The sequence below is a fragment of the Bacillus sp. NTK074B genome (assembly GCF_017303375.1).
Lineage (GTDB): Bacteria > Bacillota > Bacilli > Bacillales > Bacillaceae_B > Rossellomorea.
In genome coordinates this window covers 103,376-128,431 of record NZ_JAFKOH010000009.1, presented here as the reverse complement: position 1 = coordinate 128,431, position 25,056 = coordinate 103,376, and the positions used below count along the sequence as shown (strand labels likewise).

The following is a 25,056-nucleotide window of genomic DNA, read 5'->3' as shown; positions in this document are numbered from 1 at the left end:
CAAATGAATCGATTTATAGGAAAACGTTGGTTAAAGGACCGGGTTTCCATGCTTGTTGATTTATCGGCGGTAAGAAAAGTCACAATCCTTGGCGTGATAACGCTGTTTGTCCTAATTATCAGTACTGGTACCGGTGACATGCAAATCGCTCCTTGGAAGGTGATCAGTGTCTGGTTTGGAGGAGGGTCAAGCTTGGAACAGCTCGTGGTCACTTCATTTCGACTCCCCCGTATTATGATCGCCCTTTTATCCGGGATGGCATTGGCCGTCGCGGGTGGTATCCTTCAAGGGATGATCCGAAATCCGTTGGCTTCGCCTGATATTATCGGAATTACAGGTGGAGCAGGTGCGGCAGTCGTTGCATTCCTGACTATATTCAGCAATGATGACAACTCGTTGATGGTCAGTATTAAATGGCTTCCCGTTGCAGCGTTCCTTGGAGCGACAATCATTGCATTTTTGGTCTATTTTTTGGCTTGGCGTAAAGGGGTTTCTCCTGTTAGACTCGTTCTAATTGGTATTGGTATTTCAGCTTTGACTCAAGCCCTGACCACATTGCTTATGATACTCGGCCCGATTTACCGGGCGAGTCAGGCAAATATCTGGATTACGGGTACGGTGAACGGGTCCGACTGGCAGGATGTATGGATATTGCTTCCTTGGAGCCTGGTCTTTATTCTGTTAAGCTTCTTTATTACACGTCAGCTGAATATACAGGAACTAGGCGAAGAAATCGTGACAAGTGTAGGAGGGAATGTCCAGCTCCAGCGCTTCTTCCTGCTTCTCATGTCAACGGCGTTGGTTGGCGGGGCGGTTGCCTTTGCAGGAGGAATCGGATTTGTAGGATTGATGGCTCCCCATATGGCAAGGCGGATGGTAGGGTCTTCATTCGGGGCGCTGCTTCCGACTGCAGCCCTTCTAGGCGGAATTCTCGTCATGGTCGCAGATTTGATCGGCAGAACCTTCTTCCTGCCCTTGGAAGTTCCTGCAGGAGTATTTACTGCTGCGATCGGTGCACCATATTTTATCTATCTTTTATTTAAAACAAGAAATTCTTAAAGGAGTGGGCCATAGATGAGTGATGCATTACAAACGAAAGATTTGACTCTATCATACGGGGAACGGACGGTCATTGACGAATTGAATATTGACATTCCGCAAGGGGAAATTTCTGTCTTTATCGGCGGGAACGGCTGTGGTAAATCCACACTTCTCCGTTCCATTGCCCGATTGCTTAAGCCGAAACAAGGTTCTGTACTGTTAGATGGAGAAGCAATTTCACGTTTATCAACGAAGGAAGTCGCTCGGAAAATGGCCATTCTCCCTCAATCTCCCACGGCTCCGGAAGGTTTGACCGTCCTGCAGCTCGTCAAGCAGGGACGTTATCCCCATCAAACCTGGCTCAAACAGTGGTCCCATGAGGATGAGAAAATTGTCCAGAATGCTTTAATAGCTACGAAGATGGAGGAGCTCAGGGATCGGAAAGTGGATGAACTGTCAGGGGGTCAGAGACAACGTGCGTGGATCGCTCTGACACTCGCCCAGGATACAGACATCATATTGTTGGATGAGCCTACGACGTATCTTGATATGACCCATCAGATTGAAATCCTGGATTTATTATTCGAGCTCAATGAAAAGGAACAGCGTACCATCGTCATGGTTCTTCACGACCTGAATCTCGCCTGCAGATATGCCCATAATATTGTGGCGATTCGGGATAAGCAGATTTATGCCCAAGGGAAGCCTGAAGAGGTGATCAGCTGTGAACTCGTGAAGAATGTGTTCGATATGGACTGTCAGGTTTCAAGGGACCCGTTATTCGGTACACCATTATGCATTCCATTCGGGAAAGGGCGTTGCATATTGAAGGATGCAGTTGAGACGGGATGAATGCCTTGACTGAGGAACAATGGGAGACTCTCGGTAGATACCGGTTTCATCCTTCAACTGCTGCTAATCAAGGAGTTGACGCAAGCACATTCTGCGACGTTGATGAGATGAGGAATTACCTGTCCCGTCTCCGTTCAATGATCGGGACGGATGATCTTAAAGTGGCAGCATCCATATTCATGAAGCGATATGCTTTTGTAGCGGCCATGGGCTTGGTGGCGATGACGTATTGGAATAAGAAAGTAAACGTTACGCCTGAAAATCTGATTCTTGTGGATGAGGACAAAAATGGTCTGTGGATGCCTCACTTTCACTTGAAAGATGCGTCCGTCTCGGAGTTCTTGTCCCTTGAGGAAAAGAACGTGTTCATTCAATCCCTCTTTCGGGAACATCTTGATCGGGTGATTCAATCACTAAAGAAGACGACGAAGCTTTCCAACCTCATCCTTTGGGAAAACGTGGCCGTATATGTATTCTGGATTTTCGAGAATGATGACTTCCTTCAAAATGAAGGATGGAAAAGTAGACGTGATGACCAATTTCGAGCTCTTCTGTCAAATGAAAACCGGCAGTGGTTCGGAAGGTATCATCAAAATCCATTGGCCAGATATTATAGCAGGAAAGTAAATGTCGATGATGGAGAGGAGAAGGTACGTGTAAGGAAAACATGCTGTTTCTCCTATAGGATGGAGAATGGGGAGCAGTATCGATGTAAAACCTGTCCGCGCACCTGTCTGGTGAAAAAGCCCTGATTCATACTCACAAGGAGGTTAACCTTATGAAGGAATTTCCCGAACAATTTGATGCATTGCTTGAAAAGTACACGGAGCTACTGGTTGGAAAAAACGATGCCGACAAGAAAGAAATGGTGACGCAATATGCCCTTTACTCATTCATCGCCAAAAACATGCCTGCCCTCGTGAAGCATTGGAATTCACTTTATCCTGAAGGCAAGGAAGAGATGAAACGGATCGTCGGTGAGATTAAGAAGATGAATGAAGCTCATCGTGCGGAAATGAATGGGAACAAAGAATAGCGATTTAGATTGATTAGTACCCTTTTGATGAAAAGAGGGTGCTTTTTATATTGGGTTTTGTCCGGAACGGGGAGGTTAGAGGAAGGTATTAAACGGTTTTGGGGATGGATGATTAATATGGTTCCAGTCATATCGACTTTGAAACTTCTTTAGAATGCTACTCTCTCATGCACACACTACCCAACAAAAAAAGACAGACCGGAGTCTGTCTTTTCAATTATTGAACCTGACCGCCATACCCATAAGGGAATTGAGAAGAATACTGCTGGTGCTGTTGATACGATTGTTGTATTTTCTGGCTGTCGGCGGCTTCAAGCTTGTACCAGCCTTTGCGGAACATTTCATTGTACAGTTCGCGTTGGGCATTCTGTGTTTCATTAAATATTGTTAGAAGGTCTTGATAGAGCGCTTGATGACTCGCTTCGTTCAGAGCTGTACAGTAAGAAGCAGTCATGTATTTTTCCTGTGAAAGGACATCAGTGATGAAGTCACGATCATTCATCTGCGGTGTAGCCGGTACTTGAGTTTGTGGATTTTGTATTTTTTGCTGATTTGGTTGATTCACGTAAGATGGCCCCTTTCTACATCATGTTTTGGTTCGTCGTGTTTAAGTGTGCCAATAGCTGTTGGTAGTGACGCTGATGCATTTGCCCGCATTTATCCAACTCGACTTTAATCTCCGTATCCTGACAGTGAGCAGCTGCAAAGTGACACTTTTTCATGGCATTCAGATTCCAGGCCAGCATGTCATTTAAATAAAGGGAATCCTTTGTAGTGAGCATATTCGGTGGCTGTGTATAAGTCTGCTGCTGGTTACTTTGACCTTGTTGAGGTTGTTGTTGCATGATTCAGTCCTCCCTTTCCGTATTTTCAAATATGCCTTCTTTGAGATGGCAGGTTAGGTAAAATTACCCTGTATACCAAATGTTGAGAAAGCGATATCATCCTAAGGCAAAGGTTATTTTTCCTACTATTCAACAGACTTATTCACGCATTTACAAATTTCGATAATATTCTACTAAGAAAGTATTGAAAGTATATTCAAAACCTTTAAAAGGTGATAAAATGTTGGTAGATATACCGCGTATGAACTTTCTCTTTTTTAGCAATTAAGAAAACGGTTTCATAGTATGGTATATATGTTTTTTCAGGGGGTAAGCAACATGGAGCAAGCAATGCGTAATTTCTTTTTATTCCTTTCAAAAAATAAGCCAATGACGAAACTTGCTAAAAAATATGGTCTGCGCTTTGGTGCCGGTCGATTCGTCGCAGGGTCTTCCATCATGCAGGCAGTTGAGGTTATTCGTGAGCTGAATAGTCAGAATCTTGTTGTAACGATCGACTATTTGGGAGAGTTTGTGGACAATGAGCGTGAAGCAAACGAAATGGCCCTTGAATGCGTAGAGGCGATTCGTGCAATCGGAAGAGAGAACCTCAAGTCTCAACTATCCCTTAAAATGACTTCCATGGGGCTTGATATTTCTGAAGAGGTTGTCATGAAGAATATGAGACTGATTCTAGATGAAGCAACCAAACAGAACGTTTTCGTTACCATTGATATGGAAGACTACAGCCGTTGTGGAAAGACCATTGATATTTTCACACGTCTGAAGTCAGAGTATGATAACATTGGCACCGTCATTCAAGCCTATTTATATAGAACAGAAAAGGATATCGATGATTTGAATGCGTATTCCCCTAATCTGCGTCTTGTAAAAGGGGCTTATAAAGAGTCACCTGAAGTTGCGTTTCCCGATAAGAAGGATGTAGACGATAATTTCAAAAAAATCATTAAAACTCACTTGTTGAACGGGAATTATACGGCCATTGCCACCCATGACGATGAGATGATCGAATATACGAAAAGGCTCGTGGAAGAGTATAAGATTCCACGGGATCAATTCGAGTTCCAGATGCTTTTCGGCATCCGCGTGGAACGTCAGCATGAACTGGTCAAAGAAGGCTACAAAATGCGCGTCTATGTACCATACGGCACGGACTGGTACGGATACTTCATGAGAAGACTGGCTGAAAGACCGGCTAACGTCGCCTTTGTTCTAAAAGGAGTCATAAAGAAATAATAGTAAGCAGGATGCAGACTCTATGGATGTTCATAGGGTCTTTATTTGTATACATTTGGTAGGAGGGAAAAGATGAAAGTAGTGCCTTTTCGTGTGCAGGGTAGTTATTTTAGAAAGACGATCAAACTATATTGCCGGTTGTTCAACGTTGATCCCGTCGGTATGGAAGAACAGTTCAAGCGTCATTCGACGTATCCTTCTTTTGAAGGATACCTGGCTATCACCGATGGGGAGGTAGCAGGGTATATCTATGGTTATTCTTCAAGAAAGGGTCAGTATTATCACGATTTATTATCACGCCATTTACATGCAGAACATGTGTGGCTGAGCAATTGCATGGAGCTGGTGGAGCTTGGGGTCGACCCGGCATACAGAGGTACGGGAATCGCCAAACATTTGGTGGAGAAATTATTGCAGAATAGAATGGAAGAGAGAGTGCTCCTCACAACCCGTAAAGATAATCACTCTGCCATCGCCTTTTATCATAGAATGGACTTTAAAACCATACGAGAGGGATTTTTCCCTAATGTCCCTGACGAATACATCATAATGGGAAGAACCTTATAAGGAAATCGCACTAGTAGCAGGTATCGAAAACAATGAATCCTTCATTAACGTCGTATTCTTCGTTGTGCTCTTAACTGCCCTCATTGAATTGATCACTCCCAGGGGGGGCACCCTGATCAAAGCAGGCAATATTCTCTATGTACTCGCTGATAAAAGCCGGAGGAAGCGTATCCATGAAATGTTGAATGGGGAAGGCGGATTAGCCCATTCATGAAATGAAAAAAAGCCAACTCCCCCGGGAGTTGGCTTTTACTCTGGGTCAGTCAGCTGATACGGCTGCTTTTCCCATCGATTTTTTTTCGAAGATCTGCTCGAATATCGGGAAGCTGTATTGAACGACGAATCCTAAAGTAAGTGTCACAATAATCGTTCCAATTCCGATATCTCCTCTAAATAAAAAGGCAAGTGAAAGGGCAAATCCCTCGCTGATGATCCTTGAGTTACGAAGATTTAATCCGAACCGAGTGTGAATGGCCACCATAAGTGTATCCATCGGACTTGCCGGAAACTTAGCCTGCAGGTAAATGGCTATTCCAAGTCCCATCGTCAAAATTCCAGAAGCGAGAGCGAACAGTTGGTTCATCAACATCCCAGGAGCATAATTGTTAAAGACCACGAGCAGCCAAAAATCAATTAACATCCCGATCACCAGGATAGATCCCGCTGCCAATACATCCGGCTTTTTCTTCATAATGAGTGCATTCAGGCCAATCAACACAATCCCATTGATAAAGACTGCCGTCCCAACCGTAATCCCGAACATGTTCGATTCACCAACCGCCAGGGCATCCCAGGCAGAGGCTCCGAGGCCTGATTTAATGATGAGGGCAACCCCCATCGTTAAAATGAAAAGCCCAATTGTAAAAAACATTATTCTTCGCTTCATCTGTACAAACTCCTTATCTGTAAACGTTATCATTCAAATACTTAAAAAAACAGACAATCTACTTCGATCATGCTGTTAAAGTAGGAGGTCTGACGTCTTCTAATGGATAATCATAGTTTACTGTAAAACGTGAAGGAAGGCAAAGTTAATTTTTGTATGGGAAGGAAGTTAGGTGTGTGACTGTTCAGAGGGCTGGCCGTAATAGCTGGGGCAAGGGGGGGGGAGGGTGGTGGGCGAATGAGTGGTGGAGGTGATGAGAGGCACGATTGGAAGTGGTGAAATTTGTCGAACGGTCAATTAAACAAAATAAAGGTGGAAAAAACCGCACCATGTCCCTTGCACACCCCATAAAAAAACCGCACCAGATCACAATGAATCAGGTGCCGTTCCCAAACCTTTTATGGCTGCTTCTTAAATTGATTGTTCTGACTGTTCCTTTTACCGCCGCCATCCATCTCAACCGTCGGACCGGCATCCCCCTTCACACTTGCTGCACTAACCCCAGCCTTAGAAGGATTCTTCTTATGCTTCGCCATATCGAACACCTCCACCCCTAACATGCCCGAAACAAGAATGAATTATGAGGGACGGACCTCCATATTTCAGCAGCAATCAAGGCAAAAAAGGAGAAAAATCCCTTTAAATAAGGCTTTTAATAAAAAATGGGAACAGAAAAGGCCATCTACCTAAGGTCCGTCCCTCGAAAATATCATATAAATATAGTAGGACATATGTTTGGGTATTTGTTTTTCACGTGGACGGGTTTTTGTGAATAGGTTGCTGTAGATGGTTGTAGATGTTTGTCCTTGGAGGGTGTGGGAGACATTAGTGAATTTTTTGTAAATTTAACGTTTAAATATTGCGATATTTTAGAATATCCGATATATTAGATGTAATAGGAACTCATTCGAGTCTTTTTTTTAAGTGAAAAATGAATGAGTATTCATTCAAAGTGAGTATAAGGGGGAAATACCATTGGTTCGTAGAATTCAGAAAGCAGCAGTGTTAGGATCAGGAGTCATGGGTTCAGGAATTGCCGCGCATCTTGCAAATATCGGCATCCCGACAATGTTATTAGATATCGTACCAAGAGAATTGACCGACGAACATAAAGCAAAGGGACTTACAGAAGAGAGCAAGGCGTTTCGTAATCAGTTTAGTGAAAACGCTTTAAAAAAGCTCTTCAAGCAAAAACCTGCTCCATTAACATCAAAACAAAACGCTTCACTTATTACGGCAGGTAACTTCGAAGATGACCTTAAAAATATCGGGGATTGCGACTGGGTGATTGAAGTCGTCGTCGAGAACTTGGAAATTAAGAAAAAAGTGTTTGAGCAAGTGGAACGCTACCGTAAACCGGGCAGCATCATCAGCTCTAATACGTCAGGGATCTCAATCGAGGCCATGTCAGAAGGGCGCACAGAAGACTTTCAAAAGAATTTCTTAGGTACGCATTTCTTCAATCCACCTCGTTACTTAAAGCTTCTTGAAGTGATTCCGACCAAAAAGACGAATCCGGAAGTCGTCAGCTTCATGAAAGCATTTGGTGAAGATGTCCTCGGTAAAGGTGTCGTCATGGCGAAGGATACGCCAAACTTCATTGCAAACCGGATCGGAACGTATGGATTACTGATTACGGTCCAGGAAATGTTGAAAGGCGGCTACTCTGTAGGGGAAGTGGATTCCATCACAGGGCCGACCATCGGAAGACCGAAAAGTGCGACATTCCGCACACTTGATGTAGTCGGACTTGATACGTTCGCACATGTTGCCAAAAATGTGTACGACCAAGTGGAAGGCGAAGAGCAAAAGGTGTTCGAAGTACCGGCCTTTATGCAAAAAATGCTTGAAAATGGATGGCTCGGAAGTAAGAGCGGTCAAGGTTTCTTCTTGAAGCAGGGAAAAGAAATACTGGAATTGAATCCTGAAACATTGGAATATCAGCCACGCAAGAAGCTGAAAACCGCTTCACTTGAAATGGCGAAAAATGAAAAGGGATTAAAAAATAAGGTGAAATCACTTGTTTATGCAAAAGATCAGGCAGGTACCCTTCTTTGGAATATCGTCTCACCGGTCCTACTCTATTCAGCACAGCTTCATGGCGAGATTGCTGATGATATCGTAGGGATCGACCAGGCCATGAAATGGGGCTTCGGATGGGAAATGGGACCTTTTGAAACATGGGATGCCATCGGAGTAGAAAAATCCGTAACCCGTATGAAGGAAGAAGGCCACACTGTACCTCAGTGGGTTGAAACGATGCTTTCAGAGGGGCATTCCACTTTCTACAAAGAGGAAGAAGGGGAGCGTTACTTCTATCACAACGGTGACTACAAGCTCGTAGAGCGGAATCCTAAAGCTCTTGATTTAAAAGCTCTGAAAAAACAGGGGAAACTGATCAAGAAAAATTCAGGGGCCAGCCTGATTGATATCGGGGACGGAATCGCCCTTCTTGAATTCCATTCTCCTAACAATGCCATCGGGATGGATATCACGCAAATGATTAATTTTGCCGTTGATGAAGTGGAGAAGAACTTCAAGGGACTTGTCATCGGAAACCAGGGCAAGAACTTCTGTGTAGGAGCAAACCTTGCCATGATCCTTATGGAAGCACAGGATGACAACGTCTTTGAAATCGATATGGTCGTGAAACACTTCCAACAGGCGATGATGAAGATTAAATATTCTTCTAAACCAGTTGTTGCAGCGCCATTCGGTATGACATTAGGCGGAGGAAGCGAAGTCTGCTTACCGGCGGCCCACATCCAGGCATCCATGGAAACCTACATGGGATTGGTTGAAGTCGGGGTAGGATTGATCCCTGGAGGAGGCGGAAACAAAGAGCTTTATATGAAGCACTTAGCCAATCTGCCAAATGGAGTGGAATTCGATCTACAGAAAGTGGCCAATAAAGTATTCGAAACGATTGCCATGGCGAAGGTCTCCACGTCCGGTGATGAAGCAAGGGACAATAACTTCTTAAACAAAGCAGATGGAGTGAGCGTGAACAATGATCATCTGTTATACGATGCGAAACGCGCAGCACTAAGCTTGTACGAAGGTGGATACTCAGCGCCGATCCGTAAAAAGGTTCCAGTTGTAGGAGAACCAGGTTACGCGACTCTGCTTCTTGGAGCTCAATCCATGTTCCAATCAGGCTTTATTTCAGAACATGACCTGATGATTGCGAAGAAACTTGCTTACGTAATTGCAGGAGGAAAAGTACCATACGGAACCGAAGTAGACGAACAGTATCTGCTGGACCTTGAAAGAGAAGCGTTCCTGAGCCTGGTTGCTCAGCCGAAATCTCAGCAAAGAATGCAGCACATGCTTGTAAAAGGAAAACCATTACGCAACTAATCAGCGGTTGAACCATATTAGAAAGCGGGGGAATATCATGCGCGAAGCAGTCATTGTTGCTGGTGCAAGAACACCAGTCGGAAAATCAAGAAAAGGATCATTGGCCGGGGTACGACCAGATGATCTTGGAGCACTTGTAGTCAAAGAAACCCTCAAGCGTGCAGGAAATTATGAAGGTAACATCGATGATTTGATCATCGGATGCGCCATGCCGGAAGCAGAACAGGGATTGAATATGGCACGGAATATCGGAGGACTTGCAGGTCTGCCTGACTCGGTACCTGCGATTACGATCAACCGATATTGTTCTTCCGGACTACAATCCATTGCCTACGCGGCAGAAAAAATCATGCTCGGTCACTCAGACACAGCCATTGCAGGTGGAGCAGAATCCATGAGCCTGGTTCCTATGATGGGGCACGTGGTTCGTCCAAACGCGAAGCTTGCTGAAAACGCTCCTCAATATTACATGAGTATGGGCCACACGGCTGAACAGGTGGCAACGAAGTTCGGCGTATCCCGTGAAGATCAGGACGCCTTTGCCGTAAGAAGCCATCAAAAAGCAGCCAAGGCCATCGCAGAAGGGAAATTCAATGATGAAATCGTACCTGTTGATGTCCTTCATCGCTCAGTGAACGGTGAAAATAAACTGGTCGAGAAATCATTCCAATTTACAAAGGATGAAGGTGTGCGTGCCGAAACAAGCTCGGAAGTACTGGCTAAGTTACGCCCGGCTTTCAATGTGAAGGGCTCCGTAACGGCAGGGAATTCTTCACAAACGAGTGATGGAGCAGCGGCTGTTATGGTGATGGACCGTGAAAAGGCAGGTTCTCTGGGACTTCAGCCGATGGCGAAATTCAGAAGTTTCGCAGTAGCGGGGGTTCCACCTGAAATCATGGGGATCGGACCGGTTGAAGCAATTCCACGGGCACTGAAGATGGCAGGACTTGAACTATCCGATATCGGACTGTTTGAACTGAACGAAGCATTTGCTTCCCAGTCCATCCAGGTCATCCGTCAGCTCGGATTAGACGAAGATAAAGTAAACGTGAATGGTGGGGCCATCGCCCTTGGTCATCCGCTTGGCTGTACCGGCGCAAAGCTTACCCTTTCACTCGTACATGAAATGAAACGCAGAAACCAGCAATTCGGTATCGTCACCATGTGTATCGGCGGCGGAATGGGAGCAGCCGGCGTATTTGAATTAATCGGTTAATAGGGGAGGGACGGACCTCTAAATGCGAGGCCCTCCCAACTCACTACAAAATAATCAATTTTAGGGGGATTCGAAATGGCGAATCAAACAGAAAAGCTAATCAAAGGTGGAAGTTTCTTAATTGAAGATGTAAGCTTTGAACAAGTTTTCACACCGGAAGATTATTCCGATGAGCAAAAAATGATTGCAAAAACGGCAGAAGATTATGTACAGAAAGAAGTCGTTCCTGTCATTGATAATCTGGAAAATCATGAGTTCGATCACTCTGTTCGTCTACTAAAAGGAGCTGGAGACCTTGGTCTTCTTGGGGCGGATGTACCTGAAGAGTACGGCGGATTGGGACTTGATAAAGTAAGTTCTGCTTTGATTTCTGAAAAAATGTCACGTGCCGGCGGATTCTCCATCTCTCACGGTGCCCATGTTGGGATCGGATCCCTTCCAATCGTTCTATTCGGTAACGAAGAGCAAAAGCAAAAGTATCTTCCAGCTCTTTCAACCGGTGAAAAGTTAGCGGCTTATGCATTAACTGAACCAGGTTCAGGTTCTGATGCACTTGGTGCAAAAACGACGGCTAAATTAAACGCTGAAGGTACCCACTACATCTTAAATGGAGAAAAGCAGTGGATCACGAACTCTGCATTTGCCGATGTGTTCGTTGTGTATGCAAAGATCGATGGGGAGCATTTCTCAGCTTTCATCGTGGAAAAAGAATTCCCTGGTGTTTCAACAGGTCCTGAAGAAAAGAAAATGGGAATCAAGAGCTCTTCGACTCGTACATTGATTCTTGAAGATGCTGAAATCCCGGTGGAAAACCTTCTTGGGGATGCCGGTAAAGGTCATATCATTGCCTTCAACATCTTAAATATCGGTCGTTACAAATTAGGTGTAGGTGCAGTCGGAGCCAGTAAGCGTGCCCTTGAAGTAACGGTTCAATACACCAATCAGCGTCAACAATTCAAAACACCAATCTCAAGCTTTAATTTGACGAAAGAAAAGCTTTCAACAATGGCGGCGCAATTATATGCAGCTGAAAGCTCCGTATACCGTACAGTTGGATTGTTTGAAGACCGCATGAGTAATCTTACAGAAGAAGAAGTGAAGAATGGAACAGAGGTGGCAAAGTCCATTGCTGAATACGCAATTGAATGTTCACTAAACAAATTCTTCGCATCAGAAGTACTGGACTATATTGTTGATGAAGGCGTTCAGCTTCACGGTGGGTATGGCTTCATGCAGGAATATGAAATTGAAAGAATGTACCGTGACTCACGTATCAACCGTATCTTTGAAGGAACGAATGAAATCAACCGTCTAATCGTTCCCGGCACTTATCTTCGCAAAGCGATGAAGGGTGAATTACCACTCCTTCAAAAAGCACAGGCCCTTCAAGAAGAATTAATGATGCTTATGCCTGAAGAAGTAGGCGATGAGCCGCTTGCACAGGAAAAATACCTTGTGAAAAATGCGAAGAAAATCGGCTTGATGCTGGCTGGATTGGCAGCACAGAAATATGGTAAGGCCCTTGAAAAAGAGCAGGAGATCCTTGTGAATATTGCGGATATCGTTTCACAAGCTTACGCAATGGAATCTGTTGTTCTTAGAACCGAGAAAGCAATTGAAAAAGGTGGAGTAGAGAAAGCGAAGCAGAAGCTCCTTTACACACAAATCTTCTGTCAAGAAGCTTTCAACGAAATCGAACAGCATGCAAAAGAAACATTAGTCGCAACCGAAACGGGCGACACACTGCGTATGATGCTATCAGCCCTTCGTAAGTTCACGCGCCACACACCGATCAACGTGATCGCAGTGAAGCGTGAAGCATCAGAAAAACTGATCGACGCAGAGAAATATGTACTGTAAGTAATCAGGGACGGACCTCCGAATCGGAGGTCCGTCCCTTTCTTTTGTTCTATACTTGACATCCCGAACTGATTGAATTACTATAAGTTTAAACACTTAAACGTTTAAGTGTTTAAACTTTAAAACCAAGGTGGTTGCCATAGATGAATAAAACGGTATTAATAACAGGAGCTTCAAGCGGAATCGGGTTAAACTTCAGTCATAAATTTGCAGGATCCGGTCATGATGTGATCCTTGTAGCCCGCAGTGAGGGAAAACTGATGAATCTGGCCCATGAAATAGAGAGTAAATACGGTGTGAAAGCCCACGTCTTTACTTCTGATCTTTCCAATCCAGAAGCACCAAAGAAGCTATATGAAGAAGTGAAAGAAAAAGAAATACACGTAGACATACTCATCAATAATGCTGGGTTTGGACTGTTTGGAGAATTTGAGGAAACAGAGATGTCAAAAGAACTCGACATGATTCAAGTAAATATCACCGCTCTTACAGAGTTGAGTAAGTATTTCGGGAAAGAAATGGTCATGAGAAGAAGCGGACAAATATTAAACGTTGCATCAACTGCTGCCTTTCAGCCGGGACCTTTAATGGCGGTCTATTATGCGACCAAAGCATATGTATTGTCTTTATCAGAAGCTCTAGCGAATGAGTGGGCACCACATGGGGTGAAAGTGTCCGCACTGTGTCCGGGAGCCACCAGAACGGGTTTCAGTGACGCGGCGGAACTTCAGTCCTCCAAACTGTTCCAATCAGGCGTGATGAGTGTCGAGGACGTTGTGGAGGAAGGGTATAGACAGATGATGACCACTACTAAGACGGTTATCGTGCCGGGCATGAAAAACCGTATCCTTACTCAGTCGATTCGATTCATGCCGCGTAAAATGGTCACGAGTATTGTTCGCAAGGTACAAGAACGGGTATAATTAATAGTGAATGAGTTTGAAGGGAGAACACTATGGGTCAAAAAGCAATCGATACATTTCGTGCTTGTATACCATTGTTTCAAGCGCTGAGCGATCCTTATCGTCAAGATATCATTTTACTTCTTGCCGAACAAGAACCTCTTACGGTCAATGAGATAACTGAAAATCTGACGCTATCCCGGCCGGCTGTTTCTCATCATTTAAAAATCCTGCGGGATCAGCGATTAGTATCTATGGAACAGAAAGGAACGCAGCGATTCTATTCTCTTGAATTGGATAATGCGAAAGTCCTGCTTAAAGAGCTGGTTGAAACGGTAGAAAATCAGTGCGGGTAATGTTCCGTAAAAGAAGGATACTAACGGATATTGTCGAATGTAAGAAATAGATTGATGAGCGGGACGGGGATATTTCCCCGTCCTTAAATGAAATCGAAAGGTGGTGGAATGATGTCATTGACTTTTTATTCTTATCCGAAGTGCGGTACATGCCGCAAAGCTAAAAAGTGGCTGGAAGACCAAGGCATAGCTTTGAATGAAATACATATCGTTGAGAATCCCCCGTCAAAAGAGGAACTTAAGAGCCTTCATGAAAAAAGCGGATATCCTCTTAAGAAATTTTTCAATACAAGTGGAAAAAAATATCGTGAACTTGGCTTAAAAGATAAAGTGAATTCAGCCTCTGATGAAGAATTACTCGGAATCCTTTCATCAGATGGAATGCTGATCAAACGTCCGATTACCACAGATGGAAACCAGGTAACAGTTGGTTTTAAAGAAGAAACATTTGCAGATACATGGAAGTAATGAAAGTCCTTCATTTCCTGAATGATGGACAATGAAAAAGTTTCATTATTCCTACTTGGTTTTCTTGCTTTTTCAATGAAAAGTGTGTCAATATTAGGTTGTATAACTAGCATTTGGAGGGATAGAGAATGAGTACACCGAAAGAACTTCGTTATTCAGAAGAACACGAGTGGGTCAAAGTTGAAGGGGAAAATGTACGCGTGGGAATCACATCATTTGCACAATCCGAACTGGGCGATATCGTATTCGTCGAGTTACCTGAGGTTGGCGATGAAATCAAAGCGAATGAACCATTCGGCAGTGTTGAATCGGTTAAGACCGTTTCTGAACTATATGCCCCTGTTTCAGGTAAGGTAGTAGAAGTGAATGAAGAGCTGTCTGACAGCCCTGAATTCGTGAATGAATCACCTTATGAAAAGGCATGGATGGTCGTTGTCGAACCTTCAGATGCTGGAGAAGTAGACAAGCTGATGACATCTGAACAGTATGACGAAATGATTAATGAAGGATAATATCCACCCGGACACCTTGAAGATTTCTCAAGGTGTTTTTTTTTCGATTTGGGCATCATATAAGTATGTAAAAAAAGAAAGGATGAAGACAAATGGTGCTTGAACCGAAGAAAATGGAAGTCACAGGCAGAGTGACTGGTAAACTGAAAAATGGTGAAGTTGAATTATACCTTGATAATCAACCAATCGGCAAAATGGCCATGCCTCTAGAAGGATTGACCCTTGAACCGAACTTTGAAGCAAAGGAAAATAAAATTTATCAAAGCTATACCTCCACTGAAGGACATGACGCCAGATATACGGATTGTGATGAAGGTGGTTGGTGTTAGATCTTCACGGTGCCAGATTCTTTATTGAATCTGGCATCATTTCTATAGCAATGAAACAAACCACTTGCACTATTTTTTGTAAACATGAGAAAATATGAGTAGAAAGTGGACATCATCTCTTGTTATCTGAATATACTATCCTAATCTTATTTCTGAAAGATAAGGTGATGATCATGATGGAACTTGACGAAAAAGTAATCATCGTTGAAGGAACAACCGATAAGAGGAAAGTAAAAGACATCATTAAAGAACCGATTGAAATCATTTGCACGAATGGAACAATCAGCATTACAAAGATGGACGAACTGATTGACGAACTGTTTGAAAGGGATGTGTATATCCTGGTGGATGCCGATGATGCAGGAGAGAAGTTACGTAAACAGTTTAAGCGTGAATTTCCTGAGGCTGAACATCTTTACATCGACCGGATGTACAAAGAAGTGGCCGCAGCACCTGAGTATCACCTTGCCTCTGTTCTGATCGGAGCAAATATTGATGTGCATAAACAATTTCTTGGAAAAAGGATGATCTAGTTTTGATCGAGGTAAGCAATACAGAAGCATTAAAGCAATCGATTGATGGTCATACGTTAGCAGCCGTTTACCTTTATACACCAATGTGTGGTACATGCCAGGTTGCAGGGAAAATGATGGACGTTGTGGAGAAACTCCCCCAGTCGTTCCATTTTGTGAAAGCAAACTTGAACTACTTGCCGGAATTTGCAGAAAAGCACTCCATTGAAAGTGTGCCCTGCCTGCTCCTCTTAAAGGAAGGTGTGGAACAAGAAAGGATTTATGCCTTTCAATCCGTTCCTTTCATCTATGAGGCCATCACTAAGAATGCTTAGAGGGATAAAAGACCTTTTTGGACGGGGTCTTTTTGTTTTTTCTTTGAATAGTATAGCGGTTTTTCGTTCTACATTCGCAGACATATTTCTCGGGAAATAGTTCGAATCCCCTCATTTTTTGACTGGAGAACATCCAAATTCTTACTGTTCGACAAATTTGATACATACGTTCAAAACATGTCGAGAATGTTTAAAAGGGAATGATCACCTGAAGTGGAATTGTAAGTATATAGAAGTTTCACTGGGAGGGTATTCATGCGAATATATTTAGAGGAATTAGTAGATCAGTGTCATTCAAGATATCACCTGCGATTCTTGTTTCCAGACAGTCCATTTATTCTTCATTTTCAATGCAGGAATCAAACTTACGGAATTTCCATTTCGAACAGGCAATGTTTAGTATTAGAAGATGTAATGCCTGAAGCCCATTTTGTTATCGAGGGAGTAGAAGAAGATATGATTTCTCTGCTGACAGGGGAAGAACGATTATCCCAGTTGATTGAAAGAGGGCTTCTTGAAATCAGGGGGGGCTACCGTCCGCTCCTATTTGTGGAGTCCGTGCTCTGGCTGACAAGGTCCAAGATAAGGGAATCGGTTGAAGTGTAATAAAAGAAAAAAAAGAATTGACACCTTTCTCTATCCGATGATAGAATCTCTCTTGTAGCAAATTTTCAGAGTCTTTAGCTAACATAATTAAATAACTTAATACTTTACTCTTATTTAGAGAGGTGGAGGGACGTGCCCTATGAAGCCCGGCAACCGTCAATGAAAATTGAAATGGTGCCAATTCACTCAAAGCGATTGCTTTGAAAGATGAGAGAAAGGATAGTCCTATATATGATTATGCCTTTCTGCTTATCGCAGGAAGGCATTTTTTATTTATTATCATGAAAGCCTGCGATAGGTTGCCAGGAAAGGGCAGTTATTATCCTGATTAAAACGACGGTTTTACTTAGAAAGAAGGTGGCGACAACATGATTACCATTACAGATGTTAAAAAAATCTATCCATCCAAAAAAGGATCGATTGCAGCGGTTGACGGCGTCAATATTGACGTTGCACAGGGAGAAATATTTGGGGTGATCGGCTTTAGTGGAGCAGGTAAAAGTACATTGATCCGTATGCTTAATGGACTGGAGGTCCCTACAGAAGGGAGCGTCGATGTAAATGGACAGACCATTTCCAAGGTGAAAGGGAAAAAATTGCGCGAGGCAAGGCAGTCCATTGGAATGATTTTTCAACACTTTAACCTCCTCTGGTCCCGTACCGTTCTACAGAATATTACGTTCCCCTTGGAAATCGCGGGGGTACCGAAGAAGGAAAGAGTCCAAAGAGCCAATGAACTATTGGAGTTGGTCGGACTCGAAGGCAGAGGGGACGCATACCCATCCCAACTGAGCGGGGGACAGAAACAAAGAGTCGGAATAGCGCGGTCCCTTGCAAATAACCCAAACGTCCTTCTATGCGATGAGGCTACTTCTGCTTTAGACCCGCAAACAACCGATTCCATCCTTGATTTGCTGGTGGACATCAACCAACGATTAGGGATTACGATTGTCTTGATTACCCATGAAATGCACGTAATCAAGAAAATCTGTCACCGAGTTGCTGTTATGGAGCAGGGGAAGGTTGTCGAAATCGGTGATGTTCTGGAAGTGTTCCGGAACCCGGTGGAGCAGGTGACGAAGCGATTTGTGAAGGAAGTATCCCAAAGAGAGGATACGGGAGAAACGGTCGGGCACCTATTAGCACACTATCCGAAAGGAAAAGTACTAAAATTCACATTCGTGGGCCAATCGACTGAGCAGCCGCTCATAACCAGCTTGATCAGAAAATACGATCTTGAGGTCAATATCCTTCAGGGACAGATTTCGCAAACACAAAAAGGGGCTTATGGAACACTATTCGTTCATCTGGACGGGGAAGAACGAACCATTAAAGAAGCCGTTCTGTTTGCCGAAGAGCAGTTGGTTAAGGTGGAGGTGCTAAGAGGATGATGGAAAACTTATTTCCGAATGTGGATTGGGAGAAGATGTGGGAAGCCACCATTGAAACCCTTTATATGACCGGGATGTCGGTAATGATTACATTTGTATTGGGGATGATCCTTGGGATTCTGTTATTTCTGACATCCAAGGAGAATTTATGGGAGAACAAACTCACTTATACCATTACAAGTGCAGTGGTCAATGTCTTTCGCTCCATTCCGTTCATTATCCTGATAGTATTATTGATCCCCTTCACTAAATTCTTATTGGATACAATACGCGGAGCGAACGCAGCGCTTCCTGCACTGATTATTGGTGCAGCTCCATTCTATGCCCGTATGGTCGAAATCGCTCTGAGAGAAGTGGATAAAGGCGTCATCGAGGCAGCGAAAGCAATGGGTGCCAAAACGAGCACGATTATATGGAAAGTACTGATCCCGGAATCCTTACCAGCTCTTATTTCAGGGATCACGGTAACGGCTATCGCCCTTGTTGGATATACGGCGATGGCAGGGGTTATCGGAGCAGGAGGATTGGGGAACCTTGCCTACCTGGATGGGTTCCAGCGAAGCAGGGAAGATGTAACACTGGCAGCAACGATCATGATTTTACTTGTCGTATTTGCCATTCAATTAATTGGGGATTTGTTTACAAATAAATTAGATAAACGATAAAAAGGAGAGAATGATAATGAAGAAATGGATAGCAGGAATGATTGCAGCGACGAGTATCTTTGGTTTAGGAGCATGCGGGAGTGATTCAGGTTCAGGTGGCGGTGACGAGAAGAAATTAGTCGTTGGAGCATCGAATGTACCTCATGCAGAGATCCTTGAACAAGTAAAGCCGATTCTAGAGAAAGAGGGAATCGATCTTCAAATTGATACCTATCAAGACTATATCCTTCCGAATAAGGACCTGGACAGTGGAGAACTGGATGCGAACTATTTCCAAACCACACCGTATATGGACTTACAAATGAAAGACAATGAGTATGATTTCGTCAACGCAGGCGGAATTCACATCGAACCTATTGGAGTATACTCAAAAAAGTACAAGTCCCTGGAGGACCTTCCTGAAGGAGCAACGATCCTGATGAGTAACTCTGTTTCCGATCATGGACGCATCCTTACATTATTAGAGAAGAAGGGTCTGATTACATTAAAAGACGGTGTTGAGAATACACAGGCTCAACTAGAAGATATTAAAGAAAACCCTGGAAAGCTAAAATTCGATTATGAGTATGAAGCAGCCCTGCTTCCACAAATGTATGAAAACGAAGAAGGGGACGCGGTCGTCATCAATTCTAACTATGCCATCGACGCAGGATTGAAGCCCCTCGAAGATTCAATCGCCATTGAAGATAGTAATTCACCATATGTAAATGTGATTGCAGTGAACAGAGGCGATGAAAAGAAAGAGGAAGTAAAAGCTTTAGTTGAAGCATTGCGCTCAAAAGAAATTCAGGACTTCATCAAAGAAGAATGGGATGGAGCGGTAGTACCGGTAACAGAATAATATCTATGTAAGAATGTAAAACCCGATACCGGTCGTTTTCCGGCACCGGGTTTTTTCGTCTGGCTTTTCCCCGAAATTTTATAACATAATCATTTCCTAATTGGCTCATACTATTTCCGATGAATCTATTTTGAAATGGAGTTGAATGAAATGCAGATGGAACCCAGAAATACAACAGAAGCGGCCCTTCATGATTATAAAATGGGACTTGGAATTTTCACAGAGAAAATGCCTGAACTTGCAGAGCAGTATAATACATTTACCGAGCATTGCTTCAGAGAAGGGTTACTTTCAAAAAAAGAAAAGCAATTGATTGCCCTGGGAATCAGCCTTTACTCACAGGACGAATACTGCATCATCTACCATACGAAAGGTTGTCTTGATCAAGGGTGCTCGGAAGAAGAAATCCTCGAAGCCATCGGTGTAACAGCTGCGTTCGGTGGAGGAGCCGTCATGAGCCAGGCAGTGACACTGGTTCAGCAATCGATTCAAGACTTGAATCAATTAAAGCAATAATCTAATGGAGAGGGAGAAATCCTTCTCTTTTTTATATTGAGATGCAGTATTGTATCCAACCAATGTGAATAAGGTGGTAGGACCTAATAAATATACATAGCAATTAATAAATTTCCGTTGATAAGCTATTAATTGGCAGTATAGTGGCGGAATTTTGTGAAAACTTAAGAGTAACCCCCGGGAAAGATTGTGAGGGTCATTTTTGTGAAAAAATGATGAAATACCGGTTTTGTCTTGTGAACGAGGGGGTAGTATAGTTGTAAAGTAATTAAAAACCTGAAAGGAATGATTCATTATCGACTCTCTTGAGAGTATGTCGTACACAAGTGAAATGGAAAAGGCTATGCATGGAGCCCATGGGATTGGTTATGAAGTGTACAAACGAAAGCATGATGTCAGGATGCAAGTAGAGCAGAAGAGAGAGCGGGAATACAAGGAAAGCAGAAGAATGCTTGCGGCACTTGATCGAAGAGTGCACGCTAATATATAATAAGGAAGAAAACAGGAAACCAGTGTAGAGGATGCACTGGTTTTTTGTTGTTTATCGATTACTGGAATATGAAAATGTAGTTAGATCGATTCCGTTCATGGAGAAATATATTTTAGGATTGAAGCTCCAGGTGCTCGACTCCGTCGGAAAATGCTTGACTGGCGGGACCCTGCAGCTCAAGGCCCCGAGGAGATTGACCGCGAGCGGAAGACGGGCACACGGAAATCAAAACGCTCGCTATCTTTCGACATCCTACATTTTCCCACCGGTTTAGGACAACAATAGATAGGGATTCTGTTGTTCGATTAACATGAACTGACAACTTGAAAAAGTTGATAATAGCTTTTATTTGTTATAAGATTGTAATGAGAATAAATTGAGAATGATTAAAGAATTGTATTCTTAAATTCATTATAAAGTCACGGAGGTAAATACACATGGCAGGTTCTACTTTAACAATTAAAGATCTTCATGTAGAGATTGAAGGAAAGGAAATCCTGAAAGGGGTTAACCTTGAAATTAAAGGTGGAGAAATCCACGCAGTAATGGGACCAAATGGTACAGGTAAATCAACTTTATCTTCTGCGATCATGGGTCATCCGAAGTATGAAGTGACAAAAGGAAGCATCACGTTCGACGGTGAAGATGTCCTTGAAATGGCAGTGGATGAGCGCGCTCGTGTAGGTCTATTCCTTGCAATGCAATACCCAAGTGAAATCAGTGGCGTAACGAACGCGGACTTCTTACGTTCAGCCATCAACAGCCGTCGTGAAGAGGGCGAAGAAATTTCACTTATGAAGTTCATCCGTAAAATGGATTCCGAAATGGAATACCTTGAGATGGATCCGGACATGGCTCAACGTTACCTGAACGAAGGATTCTCAGGCGGAGAGAAGAAACGTAACGAAATCCTTCAACTCATGATGATCCAACCTAAGATCGCTATCCTTGACGAAATTGATTCAGGTCTAGATATCGATGCTCTTAAAGTTGTTTCCAAAGGAATCAACAAGATGCGTGGGGAAGATTTCGGTTGCCTGATCATCACTCACTATCAGCGTCTTCTTAACTACATCACTCCTGATCATGTTCACGTAATGATGCAAGGACGCATTGTGAAATCTGGCGGGGAAGAATTAGCTCAACGCCTTGAAGCAGAAGGATATGACTGGATTAAAGAAGAGTTAGGAATCAAAGACGAAACTGTCGGCCAAGAAGCGTAAGTGTTAGGGGGATGAAAATGACTGTAGAAACGAAACTACCAGTAGATCAGGACTATGTCAGCTCCTACTCAAAACAACTTGGAGAGCCAGAATGGTTAACAACCCTTCGTACGGATGCCTTTGATAAAGTAAAGGATCTTAGCCTTCCTGTTGCAGATAAAACGAAGATCACAAATTGGAATTTTACTCAATTCCAGAAGCATTCAGTGGAAAGTGACGCGTTTTCATCATTGAGCGAGCTGCCTGAAGAAGTAAAAGCATTAGTTGATGTAGAAAACAAAGATCAAAGCCTTTATATTCAACGGAATAATACACCTGCTTTTCATTCACTATCAAACGAATTAAAAGACAATGGTGTTATTTTTACGGATATTTTTACAGCTGTGAAAGAACACAGTGACCTTGTACAGAAGTACTTCATGACTGAAGGCGTAAAAACAGATGAGCATAAGCTTACAGCCCTTCACGCAGCGTTGATGAATGGAGGAGCCTTCCTTTATATTCCGAAGAACGTGGAACTCTCTCAACCGATTCAAGCGGTTTATGTTCACGACGATGCAGAAGTTGCTATGTTCAACCACGTATTGGTTGTCGCTGAAGATAACAGCTCTGTCACATATGTTGAAAACTATATCTCTACAACTGATGTAGAGAACGGTGTTTACAACATTGTCACCGAAGTGTTGGCAAACAATAATGCTAAAGTGGCATACGGTGCAGTAGATAATCTTTCAAGCGGTACTACGACATATGTTAATCGTCGCGGTGTGGCAGCAAGAGATGCACGCATCGAATGGGCCTTAGGATTAATGAACGACGGTGACACCGTTTCTGAAAACGTGACGAACCTGATGGGTGATGGCTCATATGGCGATACGAAAACGGTTGTTGTCGGACGTGGGAAACAAAAACAAAACTTTACAACGAAGGTTGTTCACTACGGTAAGAACTCTGAAGGATACATCCTCAAGCACGGAGTAATGAAAGATGAATCGTCTTCCATCTTCAACGGGATCGGTAAAATTGAACATGGAGCATCCAAGGCAAATGCAGAGCAGGAGTCACGCGTGTTAATGCTTAGCGAAAAGGCACGCGGAGACGCCAACCCAATTCTTCTAATTGATGAAGATGATGTAACAGCAGGTCACGCTGCATCTGTTGGCCGAGTAGATCCATTACAACTTTACTACCTGATGAGCCGCGGAATTCCACAGCACGAAGCAGAACGTCTAGTCATTCACGGCTTCCTTGCTCCGGTGGTAAAACAATTACCAATCGAAGGAGTCAAGAAACAGCTTGTTGAGGTTATTGAAAGGAAAGTAAACTAATGGATGTAAAAGAGATTCGTAAACAATTTCCGATTCTCGACCAGGAAGTAAATGGCCATCCACTGGTGTATCTTGATAGTGCCGCAACATCTCAAAAGCCGGTTTCCGTGATTGAGGCGATGAACGATTACTATCGGGGATACAATTCCAACGTCCACCGCGGAGTGCATACCCTTGGGACGAGAGCGACGGATGGATATGAAGGGGCCCGGGAAAAGGTCCGGAATTTCATCCATGCATCTTCCACTCAAGAGGTAATTTTCACCCGTGGGACGACAACCGCAATCAACACCATTGCAGCAAGCTACGGTCGTGCGAATCTCGCCGAGGGTGACGAAATTGTGATCACACATATGGAGCATCACAGCAATATCATTCCTTGGCAGCAGTTGGCCAAAGAAACCGGTGCGACGTTAAAATACGTTCCACTTCAGGAAGATGGAACGATTGCGATTGAGGATGTAAAAGAAACCGTAACACCTCAAACGAAAATCGTCTCCATCATGATGGTTTCAAATGTACTTGGTACAATGAATCCAATCAAAGAAATGACCAGGATCGCTCATGAAAATGGAGCCGTCATGGTAGTGGACGGAGCTCAGGCAGCTCCACATATGAAAATTGATGTGCAAGATTTGGACTGCGATTTCTTTGCCTTTTCCGGTCATAAGATGGTAGGTCCTACAGGGATCGGAGTTCTTTACGGGAAGAAAAAGCACCTGAATAAAATGGAACCGATCGAATTCGGTGGGGAAATGATCGACTTTGTCGGCCTTCAGGAATCCACGTGGAAAGAACTTCCCTGGAAATTTGAAGGGGGTACACCGATCATTGCCGGTGCCATCGGACTGGGTGCTGCCATCGACTTTCTTGAACAAGTCGGACTTCATAACATTGAAGAACATGAACATAAGCTTGCCGCCTATGCTTTGAACAAGATGAGTGAAGTAGAAGGGATGACAATCTACGGACCAAATGACCCGGGTCAACGTGCCGGTCTTGTGACGTTCAACATTGATGATGTTCATCCCCATGATGTAGCGACTGTACTTGACGCTGAAGGGATTGCCGTTCGCGCTGGTCATCATTGTGCACAGCCGCTGATGAAGTGGTTGAACGTATCGGCAACAGCACGTGCCAGTTTCTATCTTTACAACACAGAAGAAGATATTGATAAACTGGTTGCAGGCCTGGTGAAGACAAAGGAGTTTTTCAGCGATGTCTTTTAATAATTTAGATCAGTTGTATCGACAAGTCATCATGGATCATTACAAAAATCCGCGTAATAAAGGTTCTTTAGAGGATGGAAGCTTTACCATCGACATGAATAACCCTACGTGTGGTGACCGCATTCACCTGACATTGAAGGTTGAAAATGGTGTCGTTCAGGATGCAAAGTTTGATGGAGAAGGCTGTTCTATCTCCATGGCTTCTGCTTCCATGATGACTCAGGCGGTCAAGGGGAAAAAAATTGAAGAAGCCCTCAAGCTTTCCAAGATCTTCTCTGATATGATGCAAGGCAATGAATATGATGATGATGTGGATTTAGGAGATATTGAAGCATTACAAGGAGTCGCGAAGTTCCCTGCCCGTATCAAATGTGCGACATTGGCATGGAAAGCGATGGAAAAAGGAGTGTCAGAGGAAGAGCAGGACTAATGCTCTCCCTCGTCACTACCAAAG

General features: G+C 43.5%; 30 protein-coding genes and 1 riboswitch. Of the genes, 26 read left to right on the top strand and 4 right to left on the bottom strand.

Going from position 1 to position 25,056, the window contains the following annotated elements:
* Positions 1 to 3: 3 nt before the first annotated feature.
* Genes JI667_RS15840 through JI667_RS15825 form a run of 4 tightly spaced genes read left to right on the top strand, consistent with a single transcriptional unit; the run spans position 4 to position 2,929 of the window.
* Positions 4 to 1,059: a FecCD family ABC transporter permease gene (locus JI667_RS15840; protein WP_206856892.1), complete on the top strand. Its 1,056-nt coding sequence runs from the start codon at positions 4 to 6 to the stop codon at positions 1,057 to 1,059.
* 15 nt (positions 1,060 to 1,074) lie between these two features.
* Entirely contained in the window at positions 1,075 to 1,893 is an 819-nt protein-coding gene (locus tag JI667_RS15835) for an ABC transporter ATP-binding protein (protein WP_206856891.1), read from the top strand.
* A 5-nt stretch (positions 1,894 to 1,898) separates the two neighbouring features.
* Positions 1,899 to 2,645: an IucA/IucC family C-terminal-domain containing protein gene (locus tag JI667_RS15830; protein WP_206856889.1), complete on the top strand. Its 747-nt coding sequence runs from the start codon at positions 1,899 to 1,901 to the stop codon at positions 2,643 to 2,645.
* Positions 2,646 to 2,671: 26 nt separating this feature from the next.
* Complete coding sequence (locus JI667_RS15825; RefSeq protein ID WP_206856882.1) at positions 2,672 to 2,929, top strand: DUF2573 family protein; 258 nt, start codon at positions 2,672 to 2,674, stop codon at positions 2,927 to 2,929.
* 217 nt (positions 2,930 to 3,146) lie between these two features.
* Here JI667_RS15825 and JI667_RS15820 read toward each other — a convergent pair whose 3' ends face one another.
* Complete coding sequence (locus JI667_RS15820; RefSeq protein ID WP_201714322.1) at positions 3,147 to 3,431, bottom strand: spore coat protein; 285 nt, start codon at positions 3,429 to 3,431, stop codon at positions 3,147 to 3,149.
* Between the two features lie 79 nt (positions 3,432 to 3,510).
* Complete coding sequence (locus tag JI667_RS15815) at positions 3,511 to 3,774, bottom strand: hypothetical protein (RefSeq protein ID WP_206856881.1); 264 nt, start codon at positions 3,772 to 3,774, stop codon at positions 3,511 to 3,513.
* Between the two features lie 318 nt (positions 3,775 to 4,092).
* On the opposite strand from JI667_RS15815, the gene JI667_RS15810 reads away from it, so the two are divergent.
* Positions 4,093 to 5,010 (top strand): proline dehydrogenase family protein, encoded by a 918-nt coding sequence (locus JI667_RS15810; RefSeq protein ID WP_206856880.1) that lies wholly within the window; start codon positions 4,093 to 4,095, stop codon positions 5,008 to 5,010.
* Positions 5,011 to 5,082: 72 nt separating this feature from the next.
* A complete protein-coding gene (locus tag JI667_RS15805) occupies positions 5,083 to 5,577 on the top strand; it encodes a GNAT family N-acetyltransferase (RefSeq protein ID WP_206856879.1) in 495 nt (164 codons plus the stop codon).
* 259 nt (positions 5,578 to 5,836) lie between these two features.
* Here the strand turns inward: JI667_RS15805 and JI667_RS15800 are convergent, their stop codons facing one another.
* Together JI667_RS15800 and JI667_RS15795 are read right to left on the bottom strand one after the other, a co-directional pair.
* Positions 5,837 to 6,463 (bottom strand): YczE/YyaS/YitT family protein, encoded by a 627-nt coding sequence (locus JI667_RS15800; RefSeq protein ID WP_206856878.1) that lies wholly within the window; start codon positions 6,461 to 6,463, stop codon positions 5,837 to 5,839.
* A gap of 398 nt (positions 6,464 to 6,861) precedes the next feature.
* A complete protein-coding gene (locus JI667_RS15795) occupies positions 6,862 to 6,999 on the bottom strand; it encodes a YuzL family protein (RefSeq protein WP_206856877.1) in 138 nt (45 codons plus the stop codon).
* A 439-nt stretch (positions 7,000 to 7,438) separates the two neighbouring features.
* On the opposite strand from JI667_RS15795, the gene JI667_RS15790 reads away from it, so the two are divergent.
* The 20 genes from JI667_RS15790 to sufU all read left to right on the top strand — a co-directional run bounded on the left by JI667_RS15790 (position 7,439) and on the right by sufU (position 25,032).
* Positions 7,439 to 9,823: a 3-hydroxyacyl-CoA dehydrogenase/enoyl-CoA hydratase family protein gene (locus JI667_RS15790; RefSeq protein WP_206856874.1), complete on the top strand. Its 2,385-nt coding sequence runs from the start codon at positions 7,439 to 7,441 to the stop codon at positions 9,821 to 9,823.
* Between the two features lie 37 nt (positions 9,824 to 9,860).
* The gene (locus JI667_RS15785) at positions 9,861 to 11,039 is read left to right on the top strand and encodes an acetyl-CoA C-acetyltransferase (protein ID WP_206856864.1); all 1,179 of its coding nucleotides are present in this window, start codon (positions 9,861 to 9,863) and stop codon (positions 11,037 to 11,039) included.
* A gap of 75 nt (positions 11,040 to 11,114) precedes the next feature.
* Complete coding sequence (locus tag JI667_RS15780) at positions 11,115 to 12,899, top strand: acyl-CoA dehydrogenase family protein (RefSeq protein WP_206856862.1); 1,785 nt, start codon at positions 11,115 to 11,117, stop codon at positions 12,897 to 12,899.
* A gap of 143 nt (positions 12,900 to 13,042) precedes the next feature.
* The gene (locus JI667_RS15775) at positions 13,043 to 13,822 is read left to right on the top strand and encodes an SDR family NAD(P)-dependent oxidoreductase (protein ID WP_206856858.1); all 780 of its coding nucleotides are present in this window, start codon (positions 13,043 to 13,045) and stop codon (positions 13,820 to 13,822) included.
* Positions 13,823 to 13,854: 32 nt separating this feature from the next.
* A complete protein-coding gene (locus JI667_RS15770; protein ID WP_206856857.1) occupies positions 13,855 to 14,157 on the top strand; it encodes an ArsR/SmtB family transcription factor in 303 nt (100 codons plus the stop codon).
* 111 nt (positions 14,158 to 14,268) lie between these two features.
* Entirely contained in the window at positions 14,269 to 14,625 is a 357-nt protein-coding gene (locus tag JI667_RS15765) for an arsenate reductase family protein (RefSeq protein ID WP_206857062.1), read from the top strand.
* A gap of 128 nt (positions 14,626 to 14,753) precedes the next feature.
* The gene (gcvH, locus tag JI667_RS15760; protein WP_206856856.1) at positions 14,754 to 15,137 is read left to right on the top strand and encodes a glycine cleavage system protein GcvH; all 384 of its coding nucleotides are present in this window, start codon (positions 14,754 to 14,756) and stop codon (positions 15,135 to 15,137) included.
* 92 nt (positions 15,138 to 15,229) lie between these two features.
* Positions 15,230 to 15,466, top strand: a complete 237-nt coding sequence (locus JI667_RS15755) for a YusG family protein (RefSeq protein WP_206856855.1) — start codon at positions 15,230 to 15,232, stop codon at positions 15,464 to 15,466.
* A 173-nt stretch (positions 15,467 to 15,639) separates the two neighbouring features.
* Positions 15,640 to 15,999: a toprim domain-containing protein gene (locus JI667_RS15750; protein WP_206856854.1), complete on the top strand. Its 360-nt coding sequence runs from the start codon at positions 15,640 to 15,642 to the stop codon at positions 15,997 to 15,999.
* Between the two features lie 5 nt (positions 16,000 to 16,004).
* Entirely contained in the window at positions 16,005 to 16,313 is a 309-nt protein-coding gene (locus tag JI667_RS15745; protein WP_206857061.1) for a thioredoxin family protein, read from the top strand.
* Positions 16,314 to 16,568: 255 nt separating this feature from the next.
* A complete protein-coding gene (locus JI667_RS15740; protein WP_206856853.1) occupies positions 16,569 to 16,919 on the top strand; it encodes an SCP2 sterol-binding domain-containing protein in 351 nt (116 codons plus the stop codon).
* 107 nt (positions 16,920 to 17,026) lie between these two features.
* Positions 17,027 to 17,133: riboswitch (SAM riboswitch) on the top strand.
* Positions 17,134 to 17,287: 154 nt separating this feature from the next.
* A complete protein-coding gene (locus JI667_RS15735; protein WP_206856847.1) occupies positions 17,288 to 18,310 on the top strand; it encodes a methionine ABC transporter ATP-binding protein in 1,023 nt (340 codons plus the stop codon).
* Positions 18,307 to 18,975, top strand: coding sequence for a methionine ABC transporter permease (locus tag JI667_RS15730; protein WP_206856846.1), 669 nt, complete (start codon positions 18,307 to 18,309; stop codon positions 18,973 to 18,975). Before JI667_RS15735 ends, JI667_RS15730 begins: the two co-directional genes overlap by 4 nt.
* 16 nt (positions 18,976 to 18,991) lie before the next feature.
* A complete protein-coding gene (locus tag JI667_RS15725) occupies positions 18,992 to 19,816 on the top strand; it encodes a MetQ/NlpA family ABC transporter substrate-binding protein (RefSeq protein ID WP_206856845.1) in 825 nt (274 codons plus the stop codon).
* Positions 19,817 to 19,966: 150 nt separating this feature from the next.
* A complete protein-coding gene (locus tag JI667_RS15720; RefSeq protein WP_206856844.1) occupies positions 19,967 to 20,332 on the top strand; it encodes a carboxymuconolactone decarboxylase family protein in 366 nt (121 codons plus the stop codon).
* Between the two features lie 313 nt (positions 20,333 to 20,645).
* On the top strand, positions 20,646 to 20,822 hold the full coding sequence (locus JI667_RS15715; RefSeq protein ID WP_206856839.1) for a hypothetical protein: 177 nt from the start codon (positions 20,646 to 20,648) through the stop codon (positions 20,820 to 20,822).
* A 437-nt stretch (positions 20,823 to 21,259) separates the two neighbouring features.
* On the top strand, positions 21,260 to 22,045 hold the full coding sequence (gene sufC / locus JI667_RS15710) for a Fe-S cluster assembly ATPase SufC (RefSeq protein WP_098439173.1): 786 nt from the start codon (positions 21,260 to 21,262) through the stop codon (positions 22,043 to 22,045).
* Positions 22,046 to 22,062: 17 nt separating this feature from the next.
* Positions 22,063 to 23,373: a Fe-S cluster assembly protein SufD gene (gene sufD, locus JI667_RS15705; RefSeq protein WP_206856836.1), complete on the top strand. Its 1,311-nt coding sequence runs from the start codon at positions 22,063 to 22,065 to the stop codon at positions 23,371 to 23,373.
* Positions 23,373 to 24,602, top strand: a complete 1,230-nt coding sequence (locus JI667_RS15700) for a cysteine desulfurase (RefSeq protein WP_206856834.1) — start codon at positions 23,373 to 23,375, stop codon at positions 24,600 to 24,602. Before sufD ends, JI667_RS15700 begins: the two co-directional genes overlap by 1 nt.
* Positions 24,592 to 25,032, top strand: a complete 441-nt coding sequence (sufU, locus tag JI667_RS15695) for a Fe-S cluster assembly sulfur transfer protein SufU (protein WP_206856832.1) — start codon at positions 24,592 to 24,594, stop codon at positions 25,030 to 25,032. The genes JI667_RS15700 and sufU overlap by 11 nt, the downstream gene beginning before the upstream one ends.
* The last annotated feature ends 24 nt before the right edge of the window (positions 25,033 to 25,056 follow it).